The organism is Verrucomicrobiota bacterium (genome assembly GCA_027622555.1).
In the GTDB taxonomy this organism is placed as follows: Bacteria; Verrucomicrobiota; Verrucomicrobiia; order Opitutales; family UBA2995; genus UBA2995.
In genome coordinates this window covers 11,304-25,820 of the sequence record JAQBYJ010000022.1, presented here as the reverse complement: position 1 = coordinate 25,820, position 14,517 = coordinate 11,304, and the positions used below count along the sequence as shown (strand labels likewise).

The following is a 14,517-nucleotide window of genomic DNA, read 5'->3' as shown; positions in this document are numbered from 1 at the left end:
TGACCTAAAGTTAAATTCTTATAGATTTAATGAAAGAAATTCATCCAAATTTCTACTAATGGTGTTGCCTTGGTATTGGCTATGCTCGTTTTATTCGCGTCTTAAAAAAATCACTCTATGCCTTCAGAAAAAAGACATCCCTTTTTGCAGGGTCTCAGTAAACATCGAGGAGCTCCACCCACTGCGGTGGTCATCTTTGGTGCTTCCGGAGATTTGACCGCCAGAAAGTTGGTTCCAGCGATCTACAATCTGGCCTTAGATAACTTGCTCCCATCAGATTTCTTTCTAATTGGATTCGGAAGAAAACCGATACCGAACGAATCCTTTAGGGAATTGGCCGAAGAATCTCTCAAAGAGTTTTCGCGGAGAGAGCTGGATGAACAAATCTGGGGTCGCCTGCGGGCAAATACTTGTTATGTAGATGGTCCCTACGATGATCCTGCTGGTTATAAAAAGCTTAAAGATCAGATTGAAACCTATGAAAAGGAAATTGGTCGAGATTTGCAGGTGCTGTTTTATATATCAACTCCACCTGGAGTTTTCCCCAATGTAGTTTCTAACCTGGGGAATTGTGGATTAGCTTCAAAGCATTTGCACACGTCTATTGCCTCCAAGGTGGTCGTTGAAAAGCCATTTGGTAAAGACCTCGAATCAGCCCGTTCCTTAAATGCTACCATTAATCAGCATTTTGAAGAGTCTCAGATCTACAGAATTGATCATTATCTCGGAAAAGAGACGGTTCAGGATTTATTGGTTCAGCGATTTGCCAATTCGATTTTCGAACCACTTTGGAACCGAAACTTTGTCGAATGCGTACAAATTACTGTATCTGAAGATCTGGGAGTGGGATCGCGAGGAGGCTATTACGATACGAGTGGCGCGCTTCGGGACATGATTCAAAATCATACCATGCAATTATTGAGTTTAACGGCCATGGAGCCACCGGTTTCGTTGGATCCTGAGTCCATTAGGGATGAAAAAGTAAAGCTGCTTAAAGCCATTCAGCCTCTTGAATTGGGTTCCAAAAATACCGATGTGGTGCGAGCTCGTTACACTGAGGGCTTGGTCGGAGGAAAAAAAGTTCCACCTTACCTCGACGAATCTGGTATTCCTGATGATTCTTCAACCGAAACCTACGCTGCTCTGCGTTTATCCATCAACAATTGGCGTTGGGAAGGAGTGCCTTTCTACCTTCGCTCTGGAAAGCGAATGGCTCGGCGAGTGAGTGAAATTGCCATTCAGTTTAAAACACCACCTGGCATTTTATTTAGTAACAACAATGCGTTCGATTTATCAGCAAACACGATGGTGATTCAAATTCAGCCAGATGAAGGTGTGTCATTGGTCATGAATTCAAAGATTCCCGGATTGGAGACTCGTACACAACCTGTGAGGATGAATTTTCGCTACAAAACGACCTATGGATCCAATACACCAGAGGCCTATGAGCGTCTCATCCTGGATGCTATGATAGGAGACAATACCTTGTTTATTCGCGGGGATGAGACCGAAGCGTCCTGGAAGATAATCACTCCGATCCTCGATTTTTGGGAATCCTGCGGAAATCAAGGTATGGCTGAATATCAGTCTGGCTCATGGGGCCCTTTGGACGCTGATCAGCTTCTTTGGAGAAATAACCACCAGTGGCGTAAGCCCGGACCTTAATGGCCTCAGTATTCAGCGTCATTCCTGGGATTGAGCTCCCCGTTTCCGAAGTGGTTTCAACCATGGCGAAAATGTGGGAATCGGAACCTATTAAAGGGTCGGTTGCTCCATCTGAGTTTCGGGCTTCTCAAATGAACCTCATTTTGCATTTGGGTTATGGAACGACTCCAGAAGAAGCCAAACACCTTTTCAAGACTTTGAACGAGTTTGCGCACAGTTATCCAAGTCGGATTATTATTCTAAGTCCCACTCCTTCCGAGAATCCGGATACTCTACTAACCGGTAAGCTTTATTCCGAGTGCTACATAGGTAGGAACAGGCGAGATATGCGATGCTGTGAGATCCTAACGCTTGGTTACGATATTAATGCACCTAAGTATTTGGAGAACCAGGTCTCTGTGTGGTTGGAAAGCGATTTACCGACTTATTATTGGACCCATCGGCTTCCCGCTGAGCGAATAAATTCGATCTACAAAAACTTCATTAAGCTCTGTAAGAGGAAAGTTTATGATTCTTCGATTGATGGCCAAGGCTTCAGTAGTCAACTGGATGACCCTGAAGGTTTTAGAGATTTGAGCTACGCTCGACTTCTTCCAGTTCGCCAAACTATCGGAAAGGTTTTAAGTGGATTTCAGCCCAGCAGCCTGGTTGATAAGCTGGCCACTGCAAATCTTAGTTGTTCTTCAAAATATTCCTCAGAAGGAGGTGCTCTTTCGCATTGGATTTTTAATTGTCTTAAAGAATGTGCATCGATTTCTGGCCACACTTTACCTTTTGATAGGGTTGTTGTGGAAACCGCTCCAGAAGAAGAGGTAAGCGATTTTGCCCTCCATTTTGATTACGAAGACCAAAGAAACCTTCGCTTCGAATCTGAAATTTCGTCTGGAACAGCGAAATTGAGCGGTTGTATGGAGCGTGGTGACTTTTCTTACGTTCTAAGGTCAGGAATTCTATCTCCTGAAGCGACTTTAGCCGAGGCAATCTTTTTCAATAACTGAGCAAATTGGACCCTTTTTACACGCTATCTGCGTAAAATCCACTTGTCTGTACAGAAGCAGAGGGCATGAAACCTTAATTCATACCCTCTACAATCCCAACTTATCCTTTTAACCTGCTACCAAAGTTTGAAAGTGAGACGCACTCAGCTTGTGCGAAATGTGGTTGAAAAGGAGTATTTGAGATATTGAGCTGACTTGTTAATTAATAATAAAAAGACTCAAATTGAAGAAGTAAACCAAAAATACATAGATTTTTCAAACTTCCCGGTTTGTGTAGGAGAAAGGCAAATACAGAGGAATGGAGGTAAAATCCCCCATATAATTGCTTCCCTATTACGGTAAGACTTTGAAAAACAATCGTTTACCTGCTTGAATGATCATTTCAGTTTGAGGTTTTTCGACCTTTTGATCAATTGCTGATTTAGCACCATCGACCTTGACTGCTCCTTGTAGAAGGAGACGTTTGGCCTCTTTCCGGCTAGGAAATTTGCCAGAATTGCCCAATAATTCCAATATTCCCAATGATTGAGCTCCGTCTGAAATATTGGACCAAATTATTTCGTCCATTTCCGTCGGAGTTTGTCCTTTTGAGAAAACTTGCTCAAATTGTTGAAGTTCATATTCGGCCGTTACTTGGTCGTGAAGTCGCGTTGTTATAGCCACTGCCAGCGATTTTTTAACCGTCATTGGGTGTTCTTGCTTCAAAGATTCGATTTCATCGTCTGTTTTGTAAAAAAGGGTGGTCCAGTAATTCCACATGAGATCGTCGCTGATCGACATTACTTTTCCGAATACTTCCTTCGCCGAGTCGTTCAGGCCTATGTAATTCCCCAGGCTCTTGGACATCTTGTTAACCCCATCGAGACCCACCAGCAAGGGTAAGGTTATAACCACTTGTTCTTCTTGGCCGTCATCTTTTTGCAATTGTCGACCTACCAGGAGATTAAAAAGCTGATCGGTTCCACCCAATTCAATATCAGCCTTAAGCACAACCGAATCGTAGCCTTGAGAGAGAGGGTAAACGAATTCAACGACTGAAATAGGTGTCTGGGATTTGTAGCGTTTGGAAAAATCATCGCGCTCGAGCATCCTGGCGACCGTCATTTTACGGAGAAGATTTAATGTATCTTCAAAGGTCAGTGATGCCAGCCACTCACTATTGTAGTGAATTTCAGTTTTTTCAGGATCAAGTATCCGGTAAACTTGATCGATGTAAGTTTTTCCATTTTCAGCAATTTCTTCCTTGGTCAGTTCGGGTCGCGTGGCCGATTTGCCTGAGGGATCCCCAATCCGGGCGGTAAAGTCGCCAATGATTAGAACGGCTATGTGCCCTAGGTCTTGAAATTGCCTCAACTTTTGCAAAACGACCGTGTGGCCAAGTGTGAGGTCGGGCTTCGTAGGATCAGCCCCTAGTTTTACACGAAGAGGTCGGTTCTTCAGGAGCTTCTTCTCGAGCTCTTCCTCATTTAAAATGGCATCAGTACCTCGGCGGATCTCTTCAATAACGTTCATAAGAAGCGATAATAAATTTCGGTTTCCTGCAGGAGTTTCAATAGTAAAGGTCTTGGCTCATGATTGTACGAAATTTAGGATTTGTGTGGGAAATCATTGCCAAGGCACATTTTCACCCCATTGTTTTCTGTTTTAATAATCACCAAAACTAAAAACTATAACACCCAATACCATGGCCTTAGAAGTTGGAACCAAAGCACCTGATTTTACTCTTAAAACAAAAAATGCAGAGGGACTGCAGGAAATCACACTTAGCGATAATTACGGATCTGGAAAAACACTGCTTCTTTTCTTCCCTTTTGCCTTTACCGGAGTTTGTGAAACAGAACTTTGTTCAATGCGTGATAGCCTGGCCGACTACAATGAATTGGGGTCGAAGGTATATGCTATCAGTGGAGACAGTCCATTCGCCCAGGAAGCATTTGCCCAGAAGAATAGCTTAAATTTTCCATTGTTGAGCGATTACAACCACGATGTGAGCAAAGCTTATGATGTGATGTATGAAGGATTTGTGGGATACGATGGCCCCGCAAAACGTTCAGCTTTTGTAATCGATGCTGAAGGTACTATTCAATTTAGTTCCAGCAGCGACGATCCAAAAGTTCTTCCAGATTTTGATGCCATTAAGGCCGCTCTTCAATAAGTAGGTTTTCTCGAAGTCGAATAGTTCAGTTCTTTTCATTTTTTATGAGTAGCTTAAACAATCCGTTTAATTCCCTACGCACTTTGAACGAGTCGGAAGGTAAGTATTATTACTCTCTTCCTGCACTCGAATCCAGCGATGTGGGTCCAATCTCCAAACTTCCAGTTAGTATTCGGATTGTTTTAGAATCAGTTCTACGCAATTGTGATGGGAAAAATATTACAGAAGAGGAAGTAAAACGCTTGGCCAATTGGAATGCAAAGGCTCCATCCTTGAGCGAAATTCCTTTCGTAGTATCTCGCATTGTGCTTCAGGATTTTACCGGTGTTCCTTTGTTGGTCGACCTGGCTGCGATGCGGTCTGCTGTCGCTCGTCTGGGAAAAGACGCAAAATGTATAGAGCCGTTGGTTCCTGTTGATCTTGTGGTGGATCACTCTGTTCAAGTGGATCGTAGTGGAACGCTTGATGCCTTTAAGCAAAACTTGGCTATGGAATTCGAACGCAATCGCGAGCGCTATGAGTTCTTGAAATGGGGTCAACAAGCCTTTGATACTTTTCAGGTTGTTCCTCCAAGCATAGGTATTGTTCACCAGGTGAATCTGGAGTATTTGGCCCGTGTGGTATTCGAAAAGGTTGAGGGTGATTCGAGTGTTCTTTATCCAGATACGCTGGTTGGTACTGATTCACACACCACAATGATCAATGGCCTCGGAGTTGTTGGTTGGGGTGTTGGCGGTATTGAAGCAGAAGCTGGAATGCTTGGCCAACCTGTTTATTTCCAGACCCCGGAAGTTATTGGTGTAAACATGACAGGTAGTCTTTGTGAAGGTGTGACCGCAACAGATCTGGCTCTTCATGTTACTGAACTGCTTCGTGCAGAAAAAGTGGTTGGAAAATTTGTCGAGTTTTATGGTGAAGGTACGGAAAACCTTACTTTGGCTGACCGAGCTACCGTCGCCAATATGGCACCCGAATATGGAGCAACGATGGGATTCTTCCCAATCGATGAAAAGACTCTCGATTACCTTCGATTGACCGGACGCACTGAAGCTTCGATAAAACAAGTAAAGACCTACTTCGAAGCTCAAGGATTGTTCGGTATTCCTAAGGCTGGCGAAATTGAATACACCAAATCTATCGACCTCGATTTAACAAAGGTAGTCCCAAGTGTGGCTGGTCCCAAAAGACCGCAGGATCGAATCAACGTCCCTGAACTAAAAGAGCGATTCCGTTCACTTTTTGAAATGCCAGTGGCTGAAGGTGGATTTGGAAAGTCGCTTGATACCATCACAGAAAAGGTGCCTGTTCGTTCTGGTGAGGGTGGGGTGGCTGTTGCAGAATCAGAAATTGGACACGGTAATGTGTTAATAGCAGCCATCACCAGTTGCACCAATACGTCCAATCCTAATGTAATGATCGCCGCTGGCCTTGTTGCCAAAAAGGCTGTGGAAAAAGGAATGACAATTAACTCGACCGTCAAAACCAGCTTGGCACCTGGCTCACGCGTAGTTACTGAATATTTAGAAGAAACGGGTCTTCAAGAGTATCTGGATAAAATCGGATTCAATTTAGTCGGGTATGGTTGTACCACCTGCATAGGTAACAGCGGGCCATTGGCAGAACCAATTGAGAGTGCCATTCGCGAAGGTGATTTAGTCGCGGCGAGCGTTCTGTCCGGAAATCGCAATTTCGAAGCGCGGGTGCATGGATCGATTCGGGCAAATTTTCTAATGTCGCCTCCGTTGGTTGTCGCTTATGCGTTGGCCGGCACAGTCGATATTAATCTCAATGAGGATGTTATCGGAAATGATTCGGACAGAAACCCTGTCTATCTAAAAGATCTTTGGCCAACTCAGGAAGAAGTACAGTCCTTGGTTGCAAGCGGCTTGAAGTCCGAAATGTTCACAAATCAATACTCCAAAATCATGGATGCGTCTGCTGAATGGCAGTCGATCGATTCTGGCGAAGGAGACATTTTCAATTGGAAGGAAGAAAGCACCTACATCCAGGAGCCTCCATTTTTCGACAACTTCTCGATGGAACCTAACCAGATTGAAAATCTAGTAGATCTTCGTCCATTGGCGATACTCGGAGATTCTGTAACCACAGATCACATTTCTCCGGCAGGTGCTTTCAAGGCCGACACTCCGGCAGGTAAGTTTTTGATTTCAAAAGGCGTTGAACCCCAAAATTTTAATTCCTATGGTTCTCGACGGGGCAACGACAAAATCATGACACGTGGCACATTTGCCAATGTGCGGATTAAGAACCGCATGGCTGACGGTAAGGAAGGTGGATACACAAAACTCATGCCGGAAGCGAAAATGATGTCGATATACGATGCGAGTCAGGAATACAAAAATAGTGGTACCGGAACAATTGTATTTGGCGGTGTTGATTATGGAATGGGAAGTTCCCGTGACTGGGCCGCCAAGGGAACAAACCTGCTTGGTGTAAAAGCCGTTGTTGCAAAAAGTTTCGAAAGAATCCACCGAAGCAACCTTCTTGGAATGGGAGTTCTTCCATTAGAGTTTATCGAAGGTGAAACTATCGATTCACTTCAGTTGGATGGTTCTGAGGAAATTTCTATTTCCGGACTTTCGAATGAGTTACAGCCAGGAATTGTGTTGGATATGGAAGTCAAACGTATTGACGGAAGCAGCCAAAAAACTCAGGTAAAATTGCGTATCGATACATCTATTGAGGTGGAGTACTACCGTCATGGCGGCATATTACCCTATGTTCTTAGAAACATAATTTCTTCTCAATAAATCTGTAGTATTATGGCCGAGGATACGGAGCCGACCTTTGTGGTCGATGTGTCGAGGCGACCCATACTGGTGAACATTCACGGTCGGGCCAATTTCTTGAATTGCAGTCCTCTGAGAACATTTTTCCGCAGAATGTTCGATAAAGGAGAGCGCGAGTTTCTTTTGGACTTCTCAGATTGTACAGGAATGGACAGCACGTTTTTGGGAATCTTAGCTGGTGCCGCCCTGGAAACGAAGCGAGTGAGTTCTCCTGGTGAATTACAGCTTGCTAGCCTTAACAAACGAAACCTCGAGTTAGTGAACAATTTGGGACTTCGGAGAATCGTAACTATTGTAGAAGACAGTGTTAAAGGACCTGATGGCACTTCAACAGGTCTTGTGGAGGAAGAGCAAACAGAAGATCAGAAAAAGAACATGTTGATCGAGGCCCATAAAGATTTGATCAGAATAGATGAGGCAAATCTTTCCAAGTTCGTAGACCTGCTCACTTTTCTAAAGAATGAGGATTAATTCCTTTTGTTTGGAATTTATCGAACAATAGTCTGTTACTTCTTCAAATTTTTCTGGTGCAAAACCTGAATGGAACCCTTTTATAGCTTAAATGAGTAAGGAATCATCTGTCGAAAAACCAACTTTACCTGACGCGGGCGGTCACTTCGGTCCTTATGGTGGAGCCTATGTGCCAGAAACACTCATGACAGCCTTAAAGGAGCTCGGAGATGTATATGCCGAAGCCCGTAAGGATGCAAGCTACGAGGCTGAATTAGCATGGCATTTGAAAGAGTTCGCTGGAAGACCTACTGAATTATATTTTGCAAAACGTCTTACAGAGATCTTGGGAGGCGCCAAAATATATTTTAAACGGGAAGATCTTCTTCACACCGGAGCCCACAAAATAAACAATGTGATCGGCCAGGCGCTTCTTGCTCTACGGATGGGTAAGAAACGAATAATTGCTGAAACAGGAGCTGGACAGCATGGCATTGCGACTGCTGCCGCTTGTGCAAAATTTGGTTTGAAATGTGTCATCTACATGGGACGTGTCGACATGGAGCGGCAAGCATTGAATGTTTACCGAATGCGTCTTTGCGGAGCAGAAGTTCGGCCGGTTGATGCTGGCCAGAAAACTCTTAAGGAAGCTGTGAGTGAGGCCATGCGCGATTGGGTTACCAATGTTCGAGATACTCACTACATTTTGGGATCTGCACTCGGATCACACCCTTATCCTATGATGGTTCGTGATTTTCACCGCATCATCGGTAAAGAAGCCAGAGCTCAAATCCTTGAAAGAGAAGGGCGATTGCCGGATGAGATGTGCGCCTGCGTTGGCGGTGGCAGTAATGCAATCGGTCTATTTTACGACTTTTTGGGCGACCCTTCCGTTCGAATGGTTGGAGTTGAAGCCGGTGGCAGGGGTATTCGACCTGGAGAACACGCCGCACGTTTCGAGGGAGGCAAACTTGGAGTGTTGCAAGGGACCAAGACTTATGTCTTGCAGGATAGCGACGGGCAAATCGAACTGACTCATTCTGTTTCTGCCGGACTTGACTATGCCGCAATCGGGCCAGAGCACGCCTATTACAGAGACGAAGGCCGGATCGAGTACACTTACGCTACAGATGATGAAGTTCTGGAGGCCTTTCAGAAATGTAGCCAAATCGAAGGTATTATTCCTGCATTAGAATCTGCCCATGCGGTGGCTTATGCACTGAAACGAGCCCCTGAAATGGACAAAAATTCGCTTTTGTTAGTCAATATGAGCGGCCGAGGTGATAAGGATGTTCAACAAGTTGCAAAGATTTTAGGCGAAGGAGAATTATAATGTATTCAATGACTGGATATGGCCGCTCATCGGCCTTGCATGGAAACCTTGAGATTACCATCGAAGTTCATTCGGTTAATCGAAAAGCACTCGATGCCAATATTACGATGCCTCGTGAGTGGCAACTATTGGAAGGAAGTTTACTTCGCATTTTGAAAGAAAAAATCTCTCGCGGTCGTGTGGTTGTCACGATTCAAGCTCAATTCACCAGTGATTCCGGTAGTGGGGAGTTTGATAAACTTACAATTAATAGTCTATACGACCAATTCCGATCGATATCGAACGAACTGGGAGTAGCTTTTAATCCATCTCCCGAATTTTTGTTTCAATTAGCTCTTTACTCTAAGAAAAACCAAGTGTTGCCCGATGCAGAAATGGTGAAGGAATCTCTGTGTGGAGCTTTCTCTCAGGCAGTCGATGCTTTGGTAGAAATGAGAAAGAGCGAAGGCTCCAAGCTCAAAGTTGATTTAGCTGAGCGTTTAGATTTGCTGAAAGCCGGTGTGAAGGAAGTTGCCGCCCATGCAGGCGATAGTGTCCCTCAATATCGTGAATTGTTATTTCAACGTCTGCGACAGGCGGACCTTGAGTTAAATCTCGACGATGAACGGGTGTTAAAAGAAATTGCTCTCTTTGCTGATCGCTGTGATATTGCTGAAGAAATTACGCGACTCAATAGTCATTTGGACCAACTGGGGCAGTTCCTCGATGCAGAGGGTTCCGTAGGCAGGAAAATCGACTTCCTTCTCCAGGAGATGAATCGGGAGATCAATACGATTGGGAGTAAATCAAACGACATTCGTATTACTCGTCATGTTATCGATTTTAAGAACGAGCTGGAACGACTACGCGAGCAAATCGCAAATATTGAGTAGCGAGCTAGGTTTTGGAGCTTTTGCGTGCCGCCTCTTCCTGAAAACTGAACCAGGAGAATAAAAGTACGCCTATCAATATGCAGGCATCGGCAACGTTAAATGCCGGCCATCTATAAAAGCCCAAATGCACATCCAGGAAATCGACTACATGATTGAAAACCAGTCGATCATACAGGTTTCCAAGAATGCCTCCCGAAACCAAACCCATGGTGAGTTGGACATAAATATTGCGCAGTCCAAGTCCTTTGCGAAAAAAGTAGAGAAGAACCAGTGCTACCCCGGAGAATATTGCCAGGAAGAAACTCTTTCCGTGAAACATGCCCCAGGCAGCGCCTGTATTTCCGATGTGACAAATATAGAAGAAGTGAGGAATTACCTCAATCATAGAGGACTCATCGTAGGTGCCGTATGGTATAGAGATTTGAACAACCCACTTGGTTAAACGATCAGTCGCCAGTACAATAGCTGCGATTATAAAAAATATCCGATAATACAGAATGCGGTTTAGCCGGGAAATTTTGTCGTGCACAGAATCAGACTTAATCTCCGTCCTCGTTTATTACAAACTGTGAAGATTCCTCGATACCGGTGCTGTAGACTCCGCCCCGCTTCACGCTGAAACGACGGTTTTTCTCCAGTTGTTTTTGACCTTCCAAAGAGTGTTTTGTGAACGGGACAGCAAGCAAGCGTTCTGCTGATATCGTTTCACCAGTGATTTCACATTTTCCGTAGCTTCCATCGAATATTCTGTTGATCGCTTCTTCAATCTCGGCCAGTGCTTCTTGCTCGCTGGAAACAAGACTCAAAGCGAAATCGGGATCGAAATCATCCTTCGCTTCATCAATAACGCCCTTATCGTAGCCAGCTGTTGCGCCTGAACCTGACGAGCTGGATTTCTTCAAGGTTTCGCGAGTGTGGAGATTGAGCTCGTAATTCACATGGTTTCGCAAATCGATGAGCAAGTCATAGTATACTCTTAATTTCTTTGGAACATTCGACTCGTCATTTTTCTTTGGCTTCGCCCCGGCACTGAATCCAAGAATGTCTGCCAGAGATGCAGCTCCGAAGTTTTGAGTTTCATGTGGAATATCATCCAACTCGAATTTGGTTTTTTTCTTAACTACTATTATTGGCTCCTTTACTCCGTTCTCACTCTTTTCTGCTTTTTTGATTTTGAGCAGGCTTTTAACATCATCAAGAGTGAAAGCAGCCACTTTCCCATTGGTGGGCTTTACAGTTGAAGCCGTCGGTTTAGCTTTAGGTTTTGGTGCTGAGGCCGTCGGTTTAGCTTTAGGCTTTGTCGCCGCTTTGACCTTAGTTACTTTTTTGGTATCAGTTTTTTTGGCAGGCATCTTCTGAAATAATTTTGGGTGTTAAAGGTTGAGTGTGTCTTTACAACGCGGGCATAAGTTTTCTTCTAATTTAGTTGCTACAAGCTCTTCGACCGTCCTCCAACATCTAGGACAGCGTTCGCCTAAGGCTGTATTAATGGATACAGAAACAGTATCCACGTCCTTTGGTTCCAAAGAGACTTGTGATGTGATAAATATTTCAGGGAGTTTGGATTCAAATTGTTGAAGGTTTTGAAAGAGGATATCAGATGTTGATCCAATAATTGTTACGACGGCGTCGAGAGATTTTCCAATTTCTTTCGCTTGTCGAGCCTTTTCCAGTAGTTCATTTACCCGATTCCGAAATTTTAAGACATTTTCAAATTCTTCAATGTTTTTTGGCCATTTCCAGCTGTTTTCAGCGTTCGGCCATGTCGTCAGATGAATGGAATCTGATCCATATTCCTGGCCTGATTTAAAATAGGACCAAGCCTCATCAGCCGTGAAGGCAACAATTGGTGCCAAAAGCCGTGAAACCGTCTTAAATATGTGGTAAATTGCCGTTTGCGACGATCGCCGCAACTCCGAATCAGGAGCCAGGGTATACAGGCGGTCCTTCAGCATATCGTGGTAGAGCGCTGATAAAGTAACCGAGAAAAACTGGTTTATCAGCTGGTAAACCCGATGAAATTCGTAGTCTTCATAGGCCTGCGTTACCGGGTCAATAAGTTCAGCAGTTTTGTGTAATGCCCAGCGATCAATTGGATCGAGCTTCTCGATTGCTATCGCGTCTTTCTCGTAGTCAAAATCGCTCAGGTTGGAAAGCTGGAAACGCATGGTATTTCGGACCAACCGGTAGGAATCCACGATTCGTTTAATGATGTCATCCGAAACCGGGATATCGTTGCGGTAATCCTGTGACGCTATCCAAAGGCGAATAACGTCCGCGCCATAACGGCTGATGTAGGCGTCCGATGTCTGCGGTTTTCCATGGGTATCACTTTTACTGATCTTGGTCCCATCTCCACGGACTATAAATCCATGGGTTACGACTCCTTTGTAAGGCGCCTGATTCTCTTTGGCGATGCTTGTCCATAGAGACGATTGAAACCACCCGCGGTGCTGATCGCTTCCTTCTAAATACAAGTCGGCTGGAAAGGTCAGTGTTTCATGGCGCCGCAAAACAGCCTGGTGACTCGATCCCGAATCGATCCAGACGTCCAAGGTATCCTTGCCGCATTTTAAAGATTTCCCTTTCCAGGAGTCGGGCAGCTCAATGCCTTCAAGAATCGTCTCGGCATCATTCTCAAACCAGAAATTCGTTCCTTTGGTTTCGGTCTTATCGGCAATGGCTTTAACCACGCCTGCATCCAGATAGGCAGTCCCATCATCATCGTAAAAAGCCGGTATCGGAACACCCCAACTCCTTTGACGACTCACGCACCAATCCGGACGACCTTCCACCGCACCACGAATACGGTTCTCCCCCCAATTGGGAACCCACTTTACTTCTCCAATGGCTTCCAGTGCGCGTTCACGAAATCCGTTTTTATCCATCTCAACGAACCATTGATCCATCGCTCGGAAAATAACCGGTGTTTTCGATCGCCAGCAGTGAGGATAACTGTGTTCGAATCTTTTAAATTTTAGTAACTTACCCGATTCTTTAAGCAGCTCGAGAACTGCTTCATTGGCGGGGCTTCTTCCCTTGCGTTCCAATACTGTGACTCCGACGAGTTCTGTGGGAATTTGCCCATCATCGATATATCTGCCCTGATCGTCCAGAGGGCAATAAATCTCCAATCCGTATTTCAAACCCGACTGGTAATCCTCCAAACCGTGTCCCGGTGCAGTATGCACGGCACCGGTTCCTGTCTCGGTGGTAACGTATTCGGCGAGTATGATCGGGCTTGCCCGGTCGATAAATGGGTGACGGCTTTGTAGTCCTGCCAGCAGTTCTCCACGGATTTCTTGTTCGATGGCGTATTCTCCAAGCTCAGTGGCTGCCGTAAAGGTTTCAACTAGGTCCTTCGCGACGATATACTTTTCGTCTCCGGCAACGACGACAGCATAGTCGATATGTGGATGCACGGCTACCGCCATGTTGGATGGAATCGTCCAGGGAGTAGTAGTCCAGATAACAATGGATACCTTCCCTTCGATCGCCAGGGCACCAGTATCTGGCAATGCAAACTTAACCCAAATGGAAGGGCTCACATGGTCCTTATATTCAATCTCGGCCTCGGCCAAGGCTGTTTCGCAAGGGATAGACCAGTAGACCGGCTTTTTGCTTCGGTAAACCAGATCCTTTTCAATGAATGCAGAGAAGGTCCTTAAGATATCCGCTTCATACGCTGGATCCAGCGTTCGGTACTCGTTCTTCCAGTCCGCCATGATACCTAATCGCTTGAACTGAGTTCGCTGGATTTCGATGAATTTTTTTGAGAAATCGGCGCACGCTTTGCGGATTTCTGATGCCGGAAGGTCTTTGCCCTTTTCCCGCATGTCTTTCATCACCCGGTGCTCAATGGGAAGCCCGTGGCAATCCCAGCCTGGAATATAGGGTGCTCGAAAGCCTTGCATGGACTTGTAGCGAAGAATCATTTCCTTCAAACTCTTGTTCAGAGCCGTGCCGATATGCACATCTCCGCTCGTAAACGGAGGGCCATCGTGAAGTATGAAAGTGGGGCCTCCGGCGTTCTTTTCCTGGATTTTACCGTAAAGATCCTCTTTTTCCCAATGTTCAATTCGCTTTGGTTCCCTTTCCACAAGGCTAGCCCGCATTGGAAAGTCGGTAGTCGGTAGTGTAAGGGTATCTTTCAGGTTATTGGCCATGATGGTATTAAAAGTTCGGCCACCCTTCCAAAGGTCGCCGATAAGCGCCGGAAGAAAGCTACTTAACC

General features: G+C 45.1%; 12 protein-coding genes. 8 read left to right on the top strand and 4 right to left on the bottom strand.

The window, feature by feature from the left end:
* Positions 1-117: 117 nt before the first annotated feature.
* Positions 118-1,665, top strand: coding sequence for a glucose-6-phosphate dehydrogenase (gene zwf / locus O3C43_07960; protein MDA1066422.1), 1,548 nt, complete (start codon positions 118-120; stop codon positions 1,663-1,665).
* The gene (locus O3C43_07955; GenBank protein MDA1066421.1) at positions 1,665-2,663 is read left to right on the top strand and encodes a glucose-6-phosphate dehydrogenase assembly protein OpcA; all 999 of its coding nucleotides are present in this window, start codon (positions 1,665-1,667) and stop codon (positions 2,661-2,663) included. The genes zwf and O3C43_07955 overlap by 1 nt, the downstream gene beginning before the upstream one ends.
* A gap of 333 nt (positions 2,664-2,996) precedes the next feature.
* On the opposite strand, the gene tyrS is transcribed toward O3C43_07955, so the two are convergent.
* Positions 2,997-4,175: a tyrosine--tRNA ligase gene (gene tyrS / locus O3C43_07950; GenBank protein ID MDA1066420.1), complete on the bottom strand. Its 1,179-nt coding sequence runs from the start codon at positions 4,173-4,175 to the stop codon at positions 2,997-2,999.
* 172 nt (positions 4,176-4,347) lie between these two features.
* On the opposite strand from tyrS, the gene O3C43_07945 reads away from it, so the two are divergent.
* The 5 genes from O3C43_07945 to O3C43_07925 all read left to right on the top strand — a co-directional run bounded on the left by O3C43_07945 (position 4,348) and on the right by O3C43_07925 (position 10,283).
* Positions 4,348-4,818, top strand: coding sequence for a redoxin domain-containing protein (locus tag O3C43_07945; protein ID MDA1066419.1), 471 nt, complete (start codon positions 4,348-4,350; stop codon positions 4,816-4,818).
* A 44-nt stretch (positions 4,819-4,862) separates the two neighbouring features.
* Positions 4,863-7,589, top strand: a complete 2,727-nt coding sequence (gene acnA, locus O3C43_07940) for an aconitate hydratase AcnA (GenBank protein ID MDA1066418.1) — start codon at positions 4,863-4,865, stop codon at positions 7,587-7,589.
* 12 nt (positions 7,590-7,601) lie between these two features.
* Complete coding sequence (locus tag O3C43_07935; GenBank protein MDA1066417.1) at positions 7,602-8,099, top strand: STAS domain-containing protein; 498 nt, start codon at positions 7,602-7,604, stop codon at positions 8,097-8,099.
* A 91-nt stretch (positions 8,100-8,190) separates the two neighbouring features.
* Entirely contained in the window at positions 8,191-9,411 is a 1,221-nt protein-coding gene (gene trpB, locus O3C43_07930) for a tryptophan synthase subunit beta (protein MDA1066416.1), read from the top strand.
* Positions 9,411-10,283: a YicC family protein gene (locus O3C43_07925; protein ID MDA1066415.1), complete on the top strand. Its 873-nt coding sequence runs from the start codon at positions 9,411-9,413 to the stop codon at positions 10,281-10,283. Before trpB ends, O3C43_07925 begins: the two co-directional genes overlap by 1 nt.
* A gap of 4 nt (positions 10,284-10,287) precedes the next feature.
* Here the strand turns inward: O3C43_07925 and lspA are convergent, their stop codons facing one another.
* Both lspA and O3C43_07915 read right to left on the bottom strand, forming a co-directional pair.
* Positions 10,288-10,812, bottom strand: coding sequence for a signal peptidase II (gene lspA / locus O3C43_07920; GenBank protein MDA1066414.1), 525 nt, complete (start codon positions 10,810-10,812; stop codon positions 10,288-10,290).
* 10 nt (positions 10,813-10,822) lie between these two features.
* Positions 10,823-11,497, bottom strand: a complete 675-nt coding sequence (locus O3C43_07915) for a TraR/DksA C4-type zinc finger protein (GenBank protein ID MDA1066413.1) — start codon at positions 11,495-11,497, stop codon at positions 10,823-10,825.
* On the opposite strand from O3C43_07915, the gene O3C43_07910 reads away from it, so the two are divergent.
* Positions 11,484-11,642, top strand: coding sequence for a hypothetical protein (locus O3C43_07910; GenBank protein ID MDA1066412.1), 159 nt, complete (start codon positions 11,484-11,486; stop codon positions 11,640-11,642). The genes O3C43_07915 and O3C43_07910 overlap by 14 nt on opposite strands.
* A 14-nt stretch (positions 11,643-11,656) precedes the next feature.
* Here O3C43_07910 and ileS read toward each other — a convergent pair whose 3' ends face one another.
* Positions 11,657-14,449, bottom strand: a complete 2,793-nt coding sequence (ileS, locus tag O3C43_07905) for an isoleucine--tRNA ligase (GenBank protein MDA1066411.1) — start codon at positions 14,447-14,449, stop codon at positions 11,657-11,659.
* Positions 14,450-14,517: the final 68 nt, after the last annotated feature.

Excerpts from the sequence above, each read along its gene's own strand:
- O3C43_07955 (MDA1066421.1), top strand. The coding sequence starts at position 1,665 with ATGGCCTCAGTATTCAGCGTCATTCCTGGGATTGAGCTCCCCGTTTCC.
- tyrS (MDA1066420.1), bottom strand. The coding sequence starts at position 4,175 with ATGAACGTTATTGAAGAGATCCGCCGAGGTACTGATGCCATTTTAAAT.
- ileS (MDA1066411.1), bottom strand. The coding sequence starts at position 14,449 with ATGGCCAATAACCTGAAAGATACCCTTACACTACCGACTACCGACTTT.
- O3C43_07935 (MDA1066417.1), top strand. The coding sequence starts at position 7,602 with ATGGCCGAGGATACGGAGCCGACCTTTGTGGTCGATGTGTCGAGGCGA.
- acnA (MDA1066418.1), top strand. The coding sequence starts at position 4,863 with ATGAGTAGCTTAAACAATCCGTTTAATTCCCTACGCACTTTGAACGAG.
- trpB (MDA1066416.1), top strand. The coding sequence starts at position 8,191 with ATGAGTAAGGAATCATCTGTCGAAAAACCAACTTTACCTGACGCGGGC.
- zwf (MDA1066422.1), top strand. The coding sequence starts at position 118 with ATGCCTTCAGAAAAAAGACATCCCTTTTTGCAGGGTCTCAGTAAACAT.
- O3C43_07925 (MDA1066415.1), top strand. The coding sequence starts at position 9,411 with ATGTATTCAATGACTGGATATGGCCGCTCATCGGCCTTGCATGGAAAC.
- O3C43_07945 (MDA1066419.1), top strand. The coding sequence starts at position 4,348 with ATGGCCTTAGAAGTTGGAACCAAAGCACCTGATTTTACTCTTAAAACA.